This is a genomic window from Pantoea sp. Pa-EAmG, from assembly GCF_030024295.1.
In the GTDB taxonomy this organism is placed as follows: Bacteria; Pseudomonadota; Gammaproteobacteria; order Enterobacterales; family Enterobacteriaceae; genus Pantoea; species Pantoea dispersa.
In genome coordinates this window covers 48,110-66,330 of record NZ_JASEWO010000003.1, presented here as the reverse complement: position 1 = coordinate 66,330, position 18,221 = coordinate 48,110, and the positions used below count along the sequence as shown (strand labels likewise).

The following is an 18,221-nucleotide window of genomic DNA, read 5'->3' as shown; positions in this document are numbered from 1 at the left end:
TCATGGCTATTATGACAACAATTCGCTTGTCGACTCAAGCGTCGCGCCGTTGAATAGAAATCTACTTCCGATACGTGGTTATGCAACATGTGGAGCAATGATGACCCTGAACAGCAGCGTGAAGCTCTCCTCCAAACAGCCGGACGTCGGCACCACCATTTTTAGCGTGATCGGCCAGCTGTCCGCACAGCATCAGGCCGTTAATCTGTCCCAGGGCGCGCCCAATTTCCCGTGTGACCCGCACCTGGTTGAGCTGGTCAGCCAGGCGATGCGCGACGGCCATAATCAGTATGCCGCGATGACCGGTTTACCGGCGCTGCGCGAAGCGCTGGCGGAGAAGGTGCACCGCCTGTATGGCCAGCCGTACGATGCCGCCAGCGAAGTCCTGATCACCGGCAGTGCCAGTCAGGGCATCTACATGGCGATTTCGGCGCTGGTGCATCCGGGTGATGAAGTGATCTTCTTTGAGCCGGCCTTTGACAGCTACGCGCCGGTGGTGCGGTTGCAGGGCGCGACGCCGATCGGCCTCAAGCTGCAGGTGCCGGATTTTGCGATTGACTGGGACGAACTGCGTGCCGCGATCACGCCGCGTACGCGCATGATTATCATCAATACGCCACATAACCCGAGCGGACAGGTACTGAATGCCGCCGATCTCGACCAGCTGGCGGCCCTGACGCGTAATACCGACATCGTGGTGTTGTCTGATGAAGTCTACGAACACATCGTGTTTGACGGCCAGACGCACTGCGGCATGGCCACGCATGCGGAACTGGCACAGCGCAGCGTGGTGGTGTCCTCCTTCGGCAAAACCTTCCACGTGACCGGCTGGCGCGTCGGCTATGCGCTGGCGCCTGCTGCGCTGATGGCGGAGATCGTCAAGGTGCATCAGTTCATGATGTACGCCGCCGATACGCCGATGCAGGTTGGCTTCGCGCAGTATCTGCAGAACCCGCAAAACTATCTGCAGCTGTCGTCGTTTTATCAGGCGAAGCGCGACCGGCTGCAGACGCTGCTGCAGGATTCACCGTTCAGGCTGTTACCGAGCGCCGGTTCGTTCTTTATGTTGGCCAGCTACGGACATTTCAGTGACGAAAGCGACAGTGAAATGGTAAAACGTCTCATCGTCGATCACGGTGTGGCCACCATTCCGCTGTCGGCGTTTTATATGGATGGCACTGACAATAAATTAATCCGCCTTTCTTTTGCTAAAGACGACGCAACGCTCGAAGCCGGCGCGCAGGCGCTGTGCCGGGTTAAAGGGTAATTAGGGGAAAATAATGAAAAAACTGAACGCACTGTTTATCGCACTGGGCATGATCACCTCCGTGCAGGCGCTGGCGCAGGAGAGCCTGCGCTACGGTCTGGAGTCGCAATATCCGCCGTTTGAAAGCCGCAACGCGCAGGGCGAGCTGGAGGGTTTTGACATCGAACTGGGCAAAGCCATCTGCCAGGTCGGCCATTTTGACTGCAAATGGGTTGAGAGCAGCTTTGATGCGCTGATCCCGGCGCTGCAGGCGAAAAAATTCGATGCGATTAACTCGGCGATGAACATCACCGAGGCGCGGGCGAAAAGTATCGACTTCACCAACCCGATCTACCGCATTCCTACCATGCTGATCGTGAAGCAGGGCGAGAAACTCGAACCGACGGCGGCGTCGCTGAAAGGTAAAAATATTGGCGTGCTGCAGGGCTCAATCCAGGAAACCTACGCTAAAAAGCACTGGGAATCCCAGGGCGTGACGGTGACGTCGTATCAGGATCAGAACCAGGTGTATAACGACATGGTCGCTGGCCGTCTTGACGGTACGCTGGTGATGTCCGCCGCCGGTCAGTCTGGTTTCCTCGATAAGCCGCAGGGCAAAGGTTTCGCCTTCGCCGGTAAGCCGGTGGAAGACGACACCATTCTCGGTTCCGGCATTGGTTTCGGTCTGCGCAAAGGCGATAGCAAGCTGAAAGGGGAACTGGATGCGGCCATCGCCAAAGTCCAGGCCGACGGCACCGTGACTAAACTGGCGGCGAAATTCTTCCCGGGCATTGACGTCAGCGTCAGCAAGTAAGCGGGTGTCAGCCTGATCGGCAGTTGCCGGTCAGGCTGTCTTGCAACCGCGCTTATCGGGCCGCCAGATAACAGAGCGCTTCCGCCACCTGATACGACTTCACAAATGACGGGATCGGCAGGAATTCAAAGCGCGAATGGAAATTGTGCGCGCCGGTGAAGAAATTCGGCGTCAGTAACCCTTTGGCCGACAGCGCAGACCCATCGGTGCCGCCGCGCATCGGAATCACTTTAGGTTCCACGCCCACCTGCTGCAGCGCAGCAAAAATCAGATAGATTGCCCGCCGGTCCTCACCTATCGCGTTACTGATGTTGCTATAGATATCATTGATCTTCAGCGCGACGTGACCAGTCGGATAGTGCGCGGCGATCTGATCGGCGACTTCCACCAGCTGCTGCTTCTTCGCATCAAAACCCTTTAAATCGAAATCGCGAATCGACGCTTTCAATACCGCCTGGCTGGCATTGGCCTGCATATCATTGAACCAGATATAGCCATCGCGCCCGGCGGTATGCTCGGGCGTGGCAAGCCGGTCGAAGCGGGAGATGAAGTCGTGCGCCATAAGTAGCGGATTCACCAGCACGCCTTTGCCCGACATGGGATGCGCCGGCACGCCGGTGAAGGTAATTTCAGCGGAGGCGCCGTTGAAGCATTCATACACCACTTCGCCCAGCTCGCAGCAGTCGATGGTCCAGGCGAAATCGACGTTAAAGCGCGTCTCCAGGTCCAGCGCCTTGGCGCCGCGCAGGCCGATCTCTTCATCCGGCACAAACGCCACCACCACATCACCGTGCTCGCCACGCAGGTTCTCCACCAGCGTCATCACCACGCTGACTGCCGCTTTGTTGTCGGCCCCCAGCACGCTGGTGCCGTCGCTGAACACAATCTCCTGACCGACATACGGCAGGATTTCCGGATGCTCCGCCACCCGCAACCAGATGTCCTGCTGCGCATTCAGACACAGATCCGCGCCCTCAAAGCGCAGGGTTTGCGGATGGATATCCGGTGATAGCCCGACATCGACGGTATCAATATGGGTGATAAAGCCCACGCGCGGCGCGCCAGGCCGGTTGCCCGGTTTCACGGCGGTCACCGTGGCATGCTGATCAATCACCACATCCTGCAGACCGAGATCGCGCAGCTCCTGCGCCAGCAGTTCCGCCATGGCGTGTTGCGACGGCGTACTGGGCAGCGTGCTGGATTTGGCATCGCTCTGGCTGGAGACCGCCAGATAACGGTAAAAACGCTGGGTCAGCTGACGGGCAAGTTGGTCTGTCATCACAATTCCTTATTAGCTTTGCGCCACTGGAGATACGCCAGACGGCTAAATCATGTTATTTATGAAATAAATACCGATGCTGGCTCATGGAAGTCAATAAAAAGCGAGAAGACGATGAAAAAGATGATAGGAAAACTGGCGCTTAGCGCACTGGGGTTAGCGGTTGCAGGCGGCGTCTCGGCGAAGACGCTGGTTTACTGTTCTGAAGGCTCGCCGGAAAACTTCAATCCGCAGCTCTACACCTCCGGTACCAGCGTGGACGCCAGCGCCGTGCCGATTTTTAACCGCCTGGTGGATTTCAAACCGGGCACCACCGAGCTGGTGCCCAGCCTGGCGGAGCGCTGGGAGATCAGCCCGGACGGCAAGGTGTATACCTTCCATCTGCGCAAAGGGGTTAAGTTCCAGGGCAATAAACTGTTTACGCCGTCGCGCGATCTCAACGCCGATGACGTGATCTTCTCGTTTATGCGCCAGCTCGATACGAAAAACCCGTATCACACCGTTTCGGGCGGTAACTATGCCAACTTTGAAAGCCTCGAGCTGGCAAAACTGATCACCCGTATCGATAAGGTGGATGATCTGACGGTGCGGATTACGCTGGCCCATGCCGAAGCGCCGTTTCTCGCCGATCTGGCGTGGTATTTCGCCTCGATTCACTCGGCGGAATATGCCGACCAGATGCTGAAAGCCGGTACGCCGGAAAAGGTCGACATGCAGCCGATTGGCACCGGACCGTTTGAGCTGGTGCAGTATCAAAAAGATTCCCGCATTCTCTACAAAGCCTTCCCGCAGTACTGGCAGGGCAAGGCTAAAATCGATCGGCTGGTGTTTTCCATCACCCCGGACGCCTCGGTGCGCTATGCCAAACTGGAGAAAAACGAGTGCCAGGTGATGCCGTTCCCTAATCCGGCCGATCTCGACAACATGCGCCACAACCCGAACATCACGCTGGAACAGAAATCTGGCCTCAACACCGGTTTCCTGTCGTTCAACACCACCAAAGCCCCGCTGGATAACGTGAAAGTGCGCCAGGCGCTGGCGATGGCCATCAATAAGCAGGCGATCATTGATGCCATCTTCAAAGGTACCGGCACGGTGGCGAAGAATATTCTGCCGCCGGATGTGTGGAGTGCTGATAAAGATCTGCAGGATTACGCCTACGATCCGCAACAGGCCAAAGCGCTGCTGCAGCAGGCCGGCATTCAGCCGGGCACCGAAATTTCGCTGTGGGCGATGCCGGTCCAGCGGCCGTATAACCCCAACGCCCGCCGCATGGCTGAGATGATTCAGGCCGACTGGGCAAAAGTGGGCATCAAAGCCAACATCGTCAGCTATGAGTGGGGCGAATACCTGAAGCGCGTTAAGGGCGGTGAGCATCAGGCAGCGCTGATGGGCTGGACCACCGCCACCGGCGATCCGGATAACTTCTTCGGGCCATTGTACAGCTGCACCTCGGCGAACGGCGGCTCCAACTCGTCCAAATGGTGCTATGCGCCGTTTGAGAAAATCATCACCGAGGCGCGCGCCGAACAAAATCATGACAAGCGCGTGGCGTTATACCGCGAGGCGCAGCAGATGATGCATGACCAGATGCCGGCGGTCATGATTGCGCACTCAACGATTTTCGAGCCGGTGCGTAAATCGGTCAGCGGCTACCAGGTGGATCCGTTCGGCAAGCACATCTTCTATCCGGTGGATATCACGCCTTAATCGCAGCGGACAGCGCGCTGAGCTGCTGTTGCAGAAAGGTCAGAAACAGAGTCAGGGCGGCGCTGCGGGGTCGCCCTGACTGCGTCTGCAGCTGCAGCGTACGCTGGCTTAGCTGATCGATATTGACCGCGCGCATCACCAGACCCTGCTGCTGCGCTTCCTCCGCCAGGGTAAAACTGCTGCAAATGGTCACCGCCAGCGGCGTGCGCAGTAAAAAATGGAACAGGGTGGAGAAGTTGTCGCAGGTCAGTACCGGTTCGATCAGATGGCCACTCATGTGGCTGGCCAGCTCAAACAGCTGGCGTACCGTGGTGTTTTGCTGCGGTAGCGCCAGCGGATAGTGGCTGAGATCGGCCAGCGCCACCTGCGGCACGCCCGCCAGCGGATGGCTGTCATGCATCACCAGCAACACCGGCGCCGGCCATGAGCCCACCACCTCAACCGCACGTTCCGCGTGCAGGCTGAATTGTAATGCCACGTCGCACTCGCCGCTGCGCAGCAGTTCAGCCACGCCCTGAGCGCTTGCCACCCGAACGTCAAACAGCACGCCGGGATGATCGCGGCGAAAGGCGGCAATCAGCCGGGGCAGCAGGGTAAACGCCAGCCCGTCGGTGCAGGCGACACGAATCAGCGTGCGCCGCACCGCCTTCAGGCCTTTAATCTCCGCCAGCGCATACTCCATATCCAGCAGATTTTTACGCACGTGATGGGCAAAAATCTCGCCGGCCTCGGTCAGCACCATCCCGCGCGCATGACGGGCAAACAGCGTCACGCCCAGCTGCTGCTCCAGCCGCTGAATTTGACGGCTGATGGCAGAGACCGCCACAAACAGCTGGGCGCTGGCCGCGCTGAGCGAACCGCAATCGGCTACCGCGAGAAAATAACGCATTTCCGTGCTTAACATGCCATGGCCTCCGTCTGTGCCTGCCTCGAAATCGGGCAACGCAGCTTTGCTTTAAAGGCAAATCTTACTCGATAAATTGATAATTGTGGCAAAGCTGCCTTTCCGCAAAGATGAAAAAACAGCAGACCTATAACAGGCAGGGCAAACATGACAGCACAACAGGCGGTTCAGCAGGCCACCGCATATTTCGACAGCGGGGAATTTCAACGTATCCTGGCGCGCCGCGTGGCGTGGCGCACCGAGAGCCAGCGCGACGATCGCGATGCGGCGCTAAAGGACTATTTGCAGCAGGAGATTGCGCCGCAACTGCAGGCGCTGGGCTTCACGCTACAGCTCATCGATAACCCGCACGCCGCCGGCCGGCCATTCCTCGTGGCGGTGCGCATGGAAGATCCTGCCTTACCGACCTTGCTGAGCTACGGGCACGGTGATGTGGTATTCGGCGATGACGAGAACTGGCGCAGCGGGCTGTCGCCGTGGCAGCTGACCGAAGAGGGCGATCGCTGGTACGGGCGCGGCAGCGCCGACAACAAAGGTCAGCACTGCGTCAATCTTGCGGCGCTGGAGCAGGTGTACCAGGCGCGCGGCGGCCGTCTCGGCTTTAACTGCAAATGGCTGTTTGAGATGGGCGAAGAGATCAGCTCGCCGGGGCTGGCGCAGCTGTGTCAGCAGCAGGCGGAACTGTTGCAGGCTGACCTGTTCATTGCCTCAGACGGTCCGCGGCTCAATGCCGTGCGGCCGACGCTGTTCCTCGGTTCGCGCGGTGCGGTAAATTTCCGCCTGACCATCAACGCGCGTGACAATGCTTATCACTCCGGCAACTGGGGCGGACTGCTAAGCAATCCCGGCACCCGACTGGCCAGCGCCATCGCCACGCTGGTGGACGCGCAGGGCGTGCTGCAGGTTGAGGCGCTGCGGCCCGATTCGCTGACCCCGCAGGTGCGCGCGATTCTCAGCGATATCGAGGTGGGTGGCATGCCAGGCGATCCCGCGATTGACACCAACTGGGGCGAGCCAGGCCTGACGCCTGCCGAACGCCTGTACGGCTGGAACACGCTGGAAGTGCTGTCGTTTCTTACCGGTAACCCGGCGCGCCCGATGAATGCCATTCCCGGCAGCGCGACGGCGGTGTGCCAGCTGCGTTTTGTGGTCGGTACCGACTGGCAGCGGCTGGCGCAGCACGTCAGCGCGCATCTGGCGCAGCACGGCTTCCATGATGTTGAGGTTGAATTTTTGCGCGGTTCACCCGCCACGCGTCTCGATCCTGACGATCCGCTGGTGCACTGGGTGCTGAACAGCATGGCGGCAACCAGCGGCAAAAAACCTGCGCTGCTGCCCAACCTTGGGGGATCGCTGCCGAATGAAGTGTTCGCGGAGATTCTGGGCCTGCCAACGCTGTGGGTGCCACATTCGTATCCCGCCTGCGGTCAGCATGGCGTGAATGAGCACATGCTGAAATCGATTGCCCGCGAAGGGCTGCAGATCATGACGCAGCTGCTGTGGGAGCTGGGCGAGCAGGGCACGGAATGGCTGGCGCAACACCGCGCTTATGCGGGAGGTGGCGCATGAGCAGCCTCAGCCATAGCGCGCCGCTGAGCGGGGTGAAGCCAAACCTGCATAAAACGCTGTTTGCGACCTGCATCGGTAATGCGCTGGAGTGGTTCGACATTGCGGTATATGGCTTCTTCGCCAGCTATATCGCCCACGCCTTCTTTCCCACCAGCGATGCGTCGGTCTCGCTGCTGCTGACCTTTGGCAGTTTCGGCGTCTCCTTTCTGATTCGCCCGCTGGGCGCGGTGGTGCTGGGCAACTATGCCGATCGCCACGGGCGTAAAAAAGCGCTGCTGCTCTCAATCAATCTGATGATGCTTGGCGGAGCCATCATCACGTTTATGCCGGGCTACGACAGCATCGGCCTGCTCGCACCGCTGCTGATCCTGCTGGCGCGCCTGGTGCAGGGCTTCTCTGCCGGTGGCGAATTTGGCAGCTCTACGGCGTTTCTGGTCGAGCATTTTCCCGAGCGCAAAGCCTTTATCGCCAGCTGGCAGTTCGCCACCCAGGGCGCCAGCACGCTGATGGCCTCCGCGTTTGGTCTCGGTCTGACGCAGATCCTGAGCGAAGGCCAGATTCAGGCATGGGGCTGGCGTATTCCGTTTGCCTTCGGCCTGCTGATTGGCCCGCTCGGGCTGTATATCCGCCGTCACGTGCACGAGCCCGCCAGCTTTGCCGCGCAGACGCCGGAAGCGGCCCCGCTCAAACGGCTGTTTGGCCGGCAAAAAGCGCTGATGCTGCTGGCGATTGGCCTGATGGTGATCTCCACGGCGGTCAACTACATGCTCAACTACGTGCCGACCTACGCAACCAAAAATCTGCATCTGCCGGGCTCGGTGGCCTTTACCGCCACACTGCTGGCCGGGGTGATTCTGACGGTAGTGACGCCGCTGATGGGATGGTGGGCGGAGCGCATTGGCCGCCTGCCGCTGATGTGGGGCTCGCTCATACTGCTGATGGTCACCATCTTTCCGGCCTTTCGGCTGGTGGTCAATCACACCACGCCGGCCACGCTGATTGTGCTGGTGTGCTGGATGGCGCTGCTGAAATCGATCTATTTTTCCACCGTGCCCTCGGTGATGGCGGATCTGTTCCCGATTGGTACGCGCGCCAGCGGCATGGCCATCAGCTATAACATTGCGGTTACGGTGTTTGGCGGTTTTGCGCCGCTGATTTGCACGCTGCTGATCAGTGCCGCCGGCACCAGTCTGGCGCCGGGCTACTACCTGATGGCGATGTCGCTCTTAAGCGGGATAGCGCTGCTGCGCAGTCAGAAACGGATACGCTAAGTGGCAACCGGTGCGCGCGCTGCGCACCGGTGTTTACGCATCAGGCAAACTGCAGATAGGCGACGTGCGTTTGCAGATACTCCTCCAGCCCGTGGCGGCCATCGGCACCGCCGATGCCGGATTTGCGCCAGCCGGCATGGAACCCCTGCATCGCTTCAAAATTTTCGCGGTTAATGTAGGTTTCCCCGAATTTCAGCCGGCGCAGCGCGATCATCGCGGTGTTCAGATCGCGGGTATACAGCGATGAGGTCAGGCCATAGTCGCAGTCGTTAGCCAGCGCGATGGCTTCATCCAGCGTGTTAAAGCGCATCACCGGCAGCACCGGGCCAAAAATCTCCTCACGCATGATCGCCATCTCCTGACGTACCCCGGTGATGATGGTCGGTTCAAAATAAAAACCACGTTCACCGGCGCGTTTGCCCCCCAGCACCACCTTGCCGCCCTGCGCGACGGCGCTGGCGACCTTTTGCCCGACGCGGTCGCACGCGGCTGCGCTAATCAGCGGCCCCATATCCACATCGGCCTGCTGCGCCGGATCGCCAAATTTCACCTGCTGCATCGCCACGGTCAGGGCGCTGATAAAGCGATTGTAAATGCCGTCTTGTACATACACGCGCTCGGCGCAGTTACACACCTGGCCACTGTTAATAATGCGCGAACTGACGATAGCCCTGACGGCCAGATCGAGGTCGGCGTCGTTCATGACAATTGCCGGCGCTTTACCGCCCAACTCCAGCGACACTTTGGTCACATTCGGCGCCGCGGCGGCCATGGTGGCGATGCCGGCGTTGACGCTGCCGGTCAGGCTCACTAACCCGACTTTAGGATTGGCGGCCAGTTCCTGTCCTACCTCCGGGCCATAGCCGTAAACGATGTTAATTACCCCGGGCGGCAGGCCGATGTCGTCGATAATGGCGGCGAACAGGGCGGCGTTGTTCGGGGTGATCTCACTCGGCTTCAGCACGATGGTGTTGCCGGTGATCAGCGCCGGTGCCGCTTTGCGCGCAATCAGGAAGAAGGGAAAATTCCACGGCAGAATGCCGGTGGTCACGCCAATCGCTTTCTTAAACACAAAGATGTTTTCGTTTGGGCGATCGCTGTTGACAATTTCCCCTTCGTAGCGTCGCGCCCATTCCGCCATGTAGTCGAAGTAGTCAGCGGTAAACAGCACTTCGGTTTGCGCCAGCGCCTGGGTTTTGCCGCCCTCCGCGACGAGGGTGGTGCTCAGCTCAGGCTCGCGCTGGCGAATTGCCGTGGCGATGCGGTGCAGCCAGTCGCCGCGCGTCACCGCCGGTAACGCTTCCCAGCCGGGCTGAGCGGCTTCTGCGGCGGCAATGGCTGCCGCCGCCTGCTGTTTGCTGCCCTGGGGCACGCGTGACAGCAGGGTCTCCGTCGCCGGGTTAATCACTTCAATCCAGCTATCGTTATGCGCCTCGACAAACGCGCCATTAATGTAGTGTTGATGATGAAGGGTCATGTGCAGGGGCTCCACGCTCGGTTTTGTTAAACTGATGTGAAGGAAGAGTGAAGCAGATGAACGCTGGCGACCTTTTTATCACTGCCAGCACCGGCAGGGCGCTGGCAATAGCGGCAAGAATCACGCGACCGACGCAGCATTCTGCGTCAGTGGACCGTTTCAGGAACCGGGCATCATGGCGCCGCTGGCAATAAACCAGACCAGAAAACTGACACCGGCAACAATAATGGCGATGGGGAACAGCAGACCGATTTTCATATGCATCCTGAGCGTTAGGCGAGCTGGATTAGCGCGCGGTGGGTTTTCATCATACTGAATAGCTGAAATTGTGTCGCGTCATCGACCTGACGCAGATGTTCGCCTTTCTGATACTGAATCTGATGCACATGGCCGAGCTGACGCCACACCACAATGGCTGACGCCAGCAGCGCGCAGTTCTCTTCGCTCTGCACGCAGTCCAGCGTGGCGTAGTGAGTAGTATCTAAGCCATTAATGAACACATTCAGCGCCTCGGGCGGCACGATGGCGCGGATGTCATCCAGCATCACGCGGCTCACCGCCTGCGACAGCACCAGCGTTAACCGTTTGCTCTTCATCTCAATCCCTGGTTCCGATGATTTTTCCCACGTTATACGGATTTAACCCCGTCGGGGGAAGTGATTCGCGCAGCTTTGTGTGAGTGCCATGTTAAGCGGCGCGCTGGCAACAGATGAAAAACTGTGCCGATCAACACAACATAAATCAAAAATATGCCGAATAATAAGCAACTTAAAGAACTCGCCCGGCATAACAGCGGCAAATGCGAATTTGTGATCCTCATGTTGCATACCCCCCCGATTTTGCCAGTCAGCCTGGCTTTACGGCAACTATCCAAAGGCTGAGTCCACGTAGTGCGCCATAGACTGCCACTAATCGGAAACCGCAGGTGTTTCCGTCTGGCCTCAACCTTACGAAGGAATAACAATGAACAGTGCCATTCTTGCAGGTATCTTCTGGCATCTGGTGGGTGCCGCCAGCGCCGCCTGTTTTTATGCTCCGTTTAAACAGGTTAAAAAGTGGTCATGGGAAACCATGTGGTCGGTCGGCGGCGTGATGTCGTGGCTGATTCTGCCCTGGGCAGTCAGTGCCGCGCTTTTACCGAACTTCTGGGCGTACTACAGCAGTTTCAGTTTATCGCAGCTGCTGCCGGTGTTTCTGTTCGGTGCCATGTGGGGTATCGGCAACATCAACTATGGCCTCACCATGCGCTATCTGGGGATGTCGATGGGGATTGGTATCGCCATTGGCATTACGCTGGTGGTGGGGACGCTGATGACGCCGCTGTTGCAGGGCCGATTCGTTGAACTGTTCAGCTCCGCCGGCGGCCGGATGACGCTGCTGGGCGTACTGGTTGCGCTGCTGGGTGTGGCGATTGTGTCGCGCGCCGGGCTGCTAAAGGAACGGGCGCTGGGGATTAACGCCGAAGATTTCAACCTGAAGAAAGGCCTGGTGCTGGCGGTGCTGTGCGGCATCTTCTCGGCTGGCATGTCGTTTGCCATGGATGCGGCGAAGCCGATGCATGAAGCCGCTGCCAGTCTGGGCATCAATCCGCTGTATGTGGCATTGCCGAGTTACGTGGTGATCATGGGCGGTGGCGCGCTGATCAACCTCGCGTACTGCTTTATCCGCCTGGCGGTGAAGCCGGAGCTTTCGCTGCGCCGTGACTTTTCCGTAGCAAAACCGCTGCTGATCGCCAACATTGCTTTCGCCGTGCTGGGGGGAACCATGTGGTATCTGCAGTTCTTCTTCTATGCCTGGGGCCACGCAAAAATTCCTCCGCAGTACGACTTCGTTAGCTGGATGCTGCACATGAGCCTGTACGTGCTGTGCGGCGGCCTGGTGGGACTGGTGCTGAAGGAGTGGAAATCGGTGGGGCGTCGACCGGTAAGCGTGTTATCGATTGGCTGCGTGGTGATCATTATCGCGGCAAACATTGTCGGTCTCGGTATGGCTGCCTGACAGCGCCTAGCCTCGCACCGCCTGACGCGTCTCTGCGCGCGTCAGGCTTTTTCTTTGTCTGCCATCGGTTCGCGCGGCGACAAAAAACGCTGACGCCACGCGCTGGGTGTTAACCCGGTTTCGCGCGTAAACACCACGGAAAAGTAGTTGCTGTCATCAAACCCGCAGCGTGCCGCCACTTCGCTAATCAGACATGCCTGCGTGCGCAACAGATATTTTGCCTGACACAGCTGCAGCTGACGCAGGTAGTGGCCGATGGTCATGCCGGTTTGCTGACGGAACAGCTGTTTCAGCGACCGTTCGCTGAGCTTATTTTGCTGGCAGAAATGGGGCAGATCGAAGGGGCGGCTGATATCGCCGAGCAGCGCCGACATCAGCAGATCGAGCTGTTCGCCCTCCGGCAGCACCCACGGGCGATCGGCGGCGTAGCCGTGACGGCGCAATATCAGTGCCAGCTGCAAAAACAGCGCTTCCGACAGCTGAATCGATAGCGAATCGCTTTTGCGACTTTCGCGCTCCAGCTGGCTGATGACGCCGCGCGCCAGCGCCATGCCGCGCGTGGTCAGACGCCAGCTGGCGGGTGTCTCTTCATCCTGTGGCGGCAGCAGCTGCTGCCAGTCGAGCGCCAGGCTGAAGCGATCGCGGCAGTAGAGAATATTGTCGAGCGCCAGATCGTTGACGCTATCAAAGCTGTGGCAATCACAGTCGCGGATGTAAAACACATCGCCGCAGGTGATCAGCCACGGCCGATCGTTGAGGATATGCAGGCCATTACCGCGCCAGACAATCACAATCTCGCTGAACTCATGCCGGTGCGGTGGGAAAGAGGGCTGCGGCATGCGTTCTGCCACGGCAATAGGCAAATTGCTGGCCGGGAAGTAATCCTCGCGCGTCAGTAACAGCGGCATGTCAGCCCTCCGGTTACCCCATCTGCTGGCGCGCCATGCGTGGCGCGCAGCCAAATTCCCGCCGGAACAGGGTGGAGAAGTGATTACTGTCACCAAACCCACACTGATAGGCGATGTCCGTGATGCGCATCTCGCTGTGGCGCAACAGGTGCCGCGCCTGCAATAAACGCAGCCGATTGAGATAGCGCTGCGGCGTGCTGCCGGTCTGCTGCTTCATCTGGCGATGCAGGGTACGCAGCGACAAACAGAAGCGATCGGCCAGCGCTTCCCACGCAATCTCCTCACTGTAGTGCGCATTCAGCCAGTCCAGCAAGCGGTGCAGGCGGGCATCCTGGTCCTGCGCCTGATCTTTGTGCGCCGCCTCGCGCAGCAGCACCAGCAGCTGCAAAAAGTGCTGTTCCTGCTGCGCCTGACGTTCCAGCGACCAGCTGGCCGGCTGCTTCATCTGCGTCACCAGCTGCAGCGCCTGCGCCATCACTTTATGGTTAATTCGCCAGTGTGAAACATACTGGCCGTCCTGTTCGCGCGGCAGCAGCGCCTGCAGGCCGGACAGGAAGCGGAACGCCGCCGGACTGCGATACAGCACATTCGTCAGGCACAGATTGTCGGTTTGCTCGTACAGATGGCGATCGTGATCGCGCACAAAACAGACGCAGCCGGCGCTGAGTGCCTGCGGCTGACCATTAAATACGTGGATGCCCGAGCCCTGTTCCACCAGCACAATTTCATGAAAATCATGGTGATGCTCCGGAAACGCCGACTGCGGCACACGTGGCTCAATGGCTATCGTGTAATCGCCGGCCGGAAAGAAATCAGCACTGTGTAATACCGTCATCATGCGCCCTCAGTTAACAAAACCGTAACCGAGTCTACGCAGCCGCCTGCCACCTTACCTTGAATTTTGCACCGGGCAGCGCAGGAAAATCGCCAATTATTCAAGATCGCCTAAGTGATTGATGGAATTGCGGCAAGGCTCACAACTCTGCCGTTATGCGGTTCTGTGAGCTCACTCACGAACACCTTTGCAAACCTGCCAGCGGTGATGACCCGCTGGCACTCGCGGGAAGGTGTCTGCGGCGCAGGATTTCTACTCTGTCGCCATGTCTTCACAGGGAGTACTCGCCATGAGTCTGCGTAATATTGTTGCCATCGATTTAGGCGCATCCAGTGGCCGCGTCATGCTGGCCAGCTGGCAGGCTGACCGTCAGCAGCTCAGCCTGCGCGAAGTGCGGCGTTTCGCCAACCCGCGCGTGCAGCGCGGCGATTATGACTGCTGGGATTTGGACCGGCTGGAACAGGAGATTCGCGCCGGGCTGCAGCAGCTGGATGAGGAGGGCATTGTGCCGGACAGCCTCGGCATTGATACCTGGGGCGTGGATCTGGTGCTGCTGGACGCGCACGGCGAGCGGGTGGGCGAAGCGGTCAGCTACCGTGATAAACGCACCGACGGCCTGATGGCCCAGGCGATGCGTGAACTCGGGAAACCGGCGCTTTATCAGCGCACCGGCATTCAGTTTCTGCCGTTCAACACGCTGTATCAGCTGCGCGCGCTGCATCTGCAGCAGCCGGACTGGCAGGCGCAGGTGAAGCACGCGCTGATGATTCCGGATTATCTGCACTATCGCCTGACCGGTGAACTCAACTGGGAATACACCAACGCCACCACCACCCAACTGCTCAACATTCACAGCGGCGACTGGGATCGCGAGCTGCTGGCCTGGGCGGGCGCAGACGCCAGCTGGTTCGGCACGCCGCGTGCGCCGGGCAACACCGTCGGTTACTGGCGCAACGCAAGCGGCCAGCGCATTCCGGTGATCGCCGTCGCCACCCATGATACCGCCAGCGCGGTGCTGGCCACGCCGCTGGAACAGGACGATGCTGCCTATCTCAGCTCCGGCACCTGGTCGCTAATTGGCATCGAAAGCCTGCAGCCCTGTGTCAGCGAGGCGGCGCTGCAGGCTAATCTGACCAATGAAGGCGGTGCGGAAGGCTATCGGGTGCTGAAAAACATCATGGGCCTGTGGCTGTTGCAGCGGGTGTGCAGCGAACTGCACATCAGCGATCTCACTGCGCTGATTGCCGACGCCGCGCGGGAACCGGCCTGCCGCGCCCTGATTCACCCTAATCATCACCGCTTCATTAATCCGGCCAGTATGGTGCAGGAGATCCAGAACGCCTGCGCCGAACAGGCGATGCCCGTGCCGCACAGCCCGGCGGCGCTGGCGCGCACCATCTTTGACAGCCTGGCGCTGCTCTATTCGCAGACGCTGCAGGAGCTTAGCCACCTGCGCGGCACTGCGCTGCGGCAGTTACATATCGTCGGTGGCGGCTGCCAGAATCCGCTGCTTAATCAGCTGTGTGCCGATGCCTGCCAGCTGCCGGTGTTTGCCGGCCCGGTGGAAGCCTCGACGCTGGGCAACATCGGCTGCCAGCTGATCGCGCTGGGTGAGTTGCGCGACGTGGCCGATTTACGCCGCTGCATTCGCCACAATTTCCCGTTAGAAAAATTTATCCCGCTGAATCACAGCGTCTTTGCGGCCCATCAGGCTCGCTTTGCGGCGCTGAGCCTACCTGCTAAGGAACTTGCATATGACAAAGCTGATTGAACAGGCCTTTGAACTGGCCAGACAACGCTACGCCGCCATCGGGGTGGATGTGGAACAGGTGATGGCACAACTGGATACCATTCCGGTCTCAATGCACTGCTGGCAGGGCGACGATGTACGCGGGTTTGAGAATCCGCAGGGGGCGCTCACCGGCGGTATTCAGGCGACCGGCAACTATCCGGGGCGGGCGCGCAACGCGGTTGAACTGCGTGCCGATCTCGACAAAGCGATGTCGCTGATCCCCGGTGCCAAACGCCTCAACCTGCATGCCATTTACCTTGAGAGCGACCGCCCGGTAGAACGTGATGCGATTGAGCCGCAGCACTTCAGCAACTGGCTGGAGTGGGCGAAAAGCAGGCAGCTGGGGCTGGATTTTAACCCAACCTGTTTTTCTCATGCGCTCAGCGCAGACGGGTTTACGCTGTCGCATGCCGATCCGGGCATTCGTCAGTTCTGGATCGACCACTGCACCGCCAGCCGCCGTATTTCCGCCTGGTTTGGCGAGCAGCTGGGCACGCCGTCAGTCATGAATATCTGGGTGCCGGACGGCATGAAAGATCTCACCGTCGATCGCCTCACGCCGCGCCAGCGTCTCGCCAGCGCGCTGGATGAGATCATCCGCGAACCGCTGAATCCGCAGCACCACATTGATGCAGTGGAAAGCAAACTGTTTGGCATTGGCGCGGAGAGTTACACCGTGGGTTCCAGTGAGTTCTGCCTCGGTTACGCCACCAGCCGCCAGACCGCGCTGACGCTGGATGCCGGCCACTTCCATCCTACCGAAGTGATCTCCGACAAAATCTCCAGCGCCATGCTGTTTGTGCCGCGCCTGCTGTTGCACGTCAGCCGTCCGGTCCGCTGGGACAGCGATCACGTGGTGCTGCTGGATGATGAAACCCAGGCGATTGCCAGTGAGATCGCCCGTCAAAAGTTGTTCGACAGGGTGCACATCGGTCTCGACTTCTTCGATGCCTCGATCAACCGCATTGCCGCCTGGGTGATCGGCACGCGCAATACCCAAAAAGCCCTGTTGCGGGCGCTGCTGGAGCCGGGCGAACAGCTGCGTCAGCGGGAGCGTGATGGGGATTTCACCGCCCGGCTGGCGCTGCTTGAAGAGCAAAAGTCGCTGCCGTGGCAGGCGGTATGGGAAGCGTGGTGCCTGCGCCACGATGTGCCAGCCGATGCCAGATGGCTGAGCGAAGTCCGTCACTACGAACAACACGTGCTGCGTCAACGTTAAGGAATCGATTCATGCAAACAATTCTCTCCGCGTGGTTTGTGCGCGACATGGTTAAAGCCACCAGTGACATGTGGCTGAAAGGCTGGGATGAACGTAACGGCGGCAACGTCAGTCTGCGTCTGTTGCCGGAAGAGGTCAGCGCGTATGCCAGCGATTTTTATCCGGCACCGCGCTGTATTGAGCTGAGCAAGCCGGCGCCCGCGCTGGCCAACGACTGGTTCCTGGTGACCGGCTCCGGTAAGTTCTTTCGCAACGTGCAGCTCGATCCGGCAGACAGTCTGGTGCTGCTGCAGGTGGATGACAAAGGGCTGTCGTACAAAATTCACTGGGGGCTCAGCAACGGAGGGCTGCCAACGTCCGAGCTGGCGGCGCACTTTCAGTCACACAGCGTACGCAAGGCACTGAGCCACGGCGCGGACCGGGTGATTATGCACTGTCACGCCACCCACTTCATGGCGCTCAGCTATGTGGTGGATCTGGATGCGGCGCGCTTTACCCGCCTGCTGTGGGAGGGCAGCACCGAGTGCCTGGTGGTGTTCCCCGACGGCGTCGGCATTTTGCCCTGGATGGTACCGGGTACCGATGGCATTGGTCAGGCGACGGCAGAAGCGATGGCCAGCCATAGCCTGGTGATGTGGCCTTTCCACGGAATCTTTGGCGCCGGACCGACGCTCGACGAAACCTTTGGTCTGATTGATACCGCTGAGAAGTCATCGCAGGTGGTGGTCATGGCGCTGTCGATGGGCGGCATTCGTCAGAGCATCACCACTGAACAGCTGATTGCGCTGGGCGAGCGCTTTAACGTGAAGCCGTGGCCGGCGGCGCTGCAGGCGGAGCGCAGTGATGTTGCGTAAAGCGTTCGTCATGCAAGTCTATGCGCACTGCCATGCAGAGTATCAGCGCCGTCACACGCCAATCTGGCCGGAGCTGGAACGGACGCTGAAAGCGCATGGCGCGCACAACTACGCGATCTGGCTGGATGCTGAACGCAACCTGCTGTTTGCCAGCGTCGAGGTTGAATCCGAAGCGCGCTGGCAGGCCGTGGCGCAAACTGAGGTGTGTCAGCGCTGGTGGGCGTCGATGCGTGATCTGATGCCATCAAATCCCGACAACAGCCCGGTGAGCAAAACACTGCAGCCGATGTTTTTCCTGCCTTAGCCGGCCATGTCAGCAGCGGTGCCGCCAGGGGCGCCGCTGCC

The 18,221-nt window shown here is 59.6% G+C and carries 17 protein-coding genes; 10 read left to right on the top strand and 7 right to left on the bottom strand.

The genetic code is table 11. The features are described 5' to 3' along the window. Positions 1-100: 100 nt before the first annotated feature. Both QMM04_RS01060 and QMM04_RS01055 read left to right on the top strand, forming a co-directional pair. On the top strand, positions 101-1,267 hold the full coding sequence (locus QMM04_RS01060; RefSeq protein WP_104186695.1) for a methionine aminotransferase: 1,167 nt from the start codon (positions 101-103) through the stop codon (positions 1,265-1,267). 13 nt (positions 1,268-1,280) lie between these two features. Beyond that, positions 1,281-2,060 (top strand): transporter substrate-binding domain-containing protein, encoded by a 780-nt coding sequence (locus QMM04_RS01055; protein ID WP_021506096.1) that lies wholly within the window; start codon positions 1,281-1,283, stop codon positions 2,058-2,060. 52 nt (positions 2,061-2,112) lie between these two features. On the opposite strand, the gene pepT is transcribed toward QMM04_RS01055, so the two are convergent. Then, positions 2,113-3,339, bottom strand: coding sequence for a peptidase T (pepT, locus tag QMM04_RS01050; RefSeq protein WP_282995482.1), 1,227 nt, complete (start codon positions 3,337-3,339; stop codon positions 2,113-2,115). A gap of 114 nt (positions 3,340-3,453) precedes the next feature. On the opposite strand from pepT, the gene QMM04_RS01045 reads away from it, so the two are divergent. Then, positions 3,454-5,049 carry an ABC transporter substrate-binding protein gene (locus QMM04_RS01045; protein ID WP_282995481.1) on the top strand — a complete coding sequence of 532 codons (1,596 nt, stop codon included), beginning with the start codon at positions 3,454-3,456 and terminating at the stop codon, positions 5,047-5,049. Here QMM04_RS01045 and QMM04_RS01040 read toward each other — a convergent pair. Then, a complete protein-coding gene (locus QMM04_RS01040; RefSeq protein WP_021506093.1) occupies positions 5,039-5,953 on the bottom strand; it encodes a LysR family transcriptional regulator in 915 nt (304 codons plus the stop codon). The genes QMM04_RS01045 and QMM04_RS01040 overlap by 11 nt on opposite strands. Positions 5,954-6,100: 147 nt before the next feature. Between QMM04_RS01040 and QMM04_RS01035 the strand changes: the two genes are divergently transcribed. After that, entirely contained in the window at positions 6,101-7,522 is a 1,422-nt protein-coding gene (locus tag QMM04_RS01035; protein ID WP_211724460.1) for a M20 family metallopeptidase, read from the top strand. Beyond that, positions 7,519-8,793 (top strand): MFS transporter, encoded by a 1,275-nt coding sequence (locus tag QMM04_RS01030; protein ID WP_211724459.1) that lies wholly within the window; start codon positions 7,519-7,521, stop codon positions 8,791-8,793. Before QMM04_RS01035 ends, QMM04_RS01030 begins: the two co-directional genes overlap by 4 nt. Before the next feature lie 40 nt (positions 8,794-8,833). On the opposite strand, the gene aldA is transcribed toward QMM04_RS01030, so the two are convergent. From aldA to QMM04_RS01015, 3 genes are all read right to left on the bottom strand, one after another. After that, a complete protein-coding gene (aldA, locus tag QMM04_RS01025; RefSeq protein ID WP_211724458.1) occupies positions 8,834-10,270 on the bottom strand; it encodes an aldehyde dehydrogenase in 1,437 nt (478 codons plus the stop codon). 159 nt (positions 10,271-10,429) lie between these two features. Further along, entirely contained in the window at positions 10,430-10,528 is a 99-nt protein-coding gene (locus QMM04_RS01020; RefSeq protein ID WP_021313714.1) for a YoaK family small membrane protein, read from the bottom strand. 14 nt (positions 10,529-10,542) lie between these two features. Next, positions 10,543-10,866: a hypothetical protein gene (locus tag QMM04_RS01015; protein WP_058780589.1), complete on the bottom strand. Its 324-nt coding sequence runs from the start codon at positions 10,864-10,866 to the stop codon at positions 10,543-10,545. Between the two features lie 367 nt (positions 10,867-11,233). On the opposite strand from QMM04_RS01015, the gene rhaT reads away from it, so the two are divergent. Then, positions 11,234-12,268, top strand: coding sequence for an L-rhamnose/proton symporter RhaT (rhaT, locus tag QMM04_RS01010; protein ID WP_021506088.1), 1,035 nt, complete (start codon positions 11,234-11,236; stop codon positions 12,266-12,268). A 41-nt stretch (positions 12,269-12,309) separates the two neighbouring features. On the opposite strand, the gene rhaR is transcribed toward rhaT, so the two are convergent. After that, a complete protein-coding gene (gene rhaR, locus QMM04_RS01005) occupies positions 12,310-13,176 on the bottom strand; it encodes an HTH-type transcriptional activator RhaR (RefSeq protein ID WP_282995479.1) in 867 nt (288 codons plus the stop codon). Between the two features lie 13 nt (positions 13,177-13,189). Beyond that, positions 13,190-14,011 carry an HTH-type transcriptional activator RhaS gene (gene rhaS, locus QMM04_RS01000; RefSeq protein WP_282995486.1) on the bottom strand — a complete coding sequence of 274 codons (822 nt, stop codon included), beginning with the start codon at positions 14,009-14,011 and terminating at the stop codon, positions 13,190-13,192. 289 nt (positions 14,012-14,300) lie between these two features. Between rhaS and rhaB the strand changes: the two genes are divergently transcribed. From rhaB to rhaM, 4 genes are read left to right on the top strand one after another with little or no spacing between them, the layout of a single operon-like run. Next, positions 14,301-15,782, top strand: coding sequence for a rhamnulokinase (rhaB, locus tag QMM04_RS00995; protein ID WP_282995477.1), 1,482 nt, complete (start codon positions 14,301-14,303; stop codon positions 15,780-15,782). Further along, the gene (locus QMM04_RS00990; RefSeq protein ID WP_282995476.1) at positions 15,766-17,022 is read left to right on the top strand and encodes an L-rhamnose isomerase; all 1,257 of its coding nucleotides are present in this window, start codon (positions 15,766-15,768) and stop codon (positions 17,020-17,022) included. The genes rhaB and QMM04_RS00990 overlap by 17 nt, the downstream gene beginning before the upstream one ends. Before the next feature lie 11 nt (positions 17,023-17,033). Beyond that, entirely contained in the window at positions 17,034-17,876 is an 843-nt protein-coding gene (gene rhaD, locus QMM04_RS00985) for a rhamnulose-1-phosphate aldolase (RefSeq protein ID WP_088515799.1), read from the top strand. Then, the gene (gene rhaM / locus QMM04_RS00980) at positions 17,866-18,180 is read left to right on the top strand and encodes an L-rhamnose mutarotase (protein ID WP_141495452.1); all 315 of its coding nucleotides are present in this window, start codon (positions 17,866-17,868) and stop codon (positions 18,178-18,180) included. The genes rhaD and rhaM overlap by 11 nt, the downstream gene beginning before the upstream one ends. The last annotated feature ends 41 nt before the right edge of the window (positions 18,181-18,221 follow it).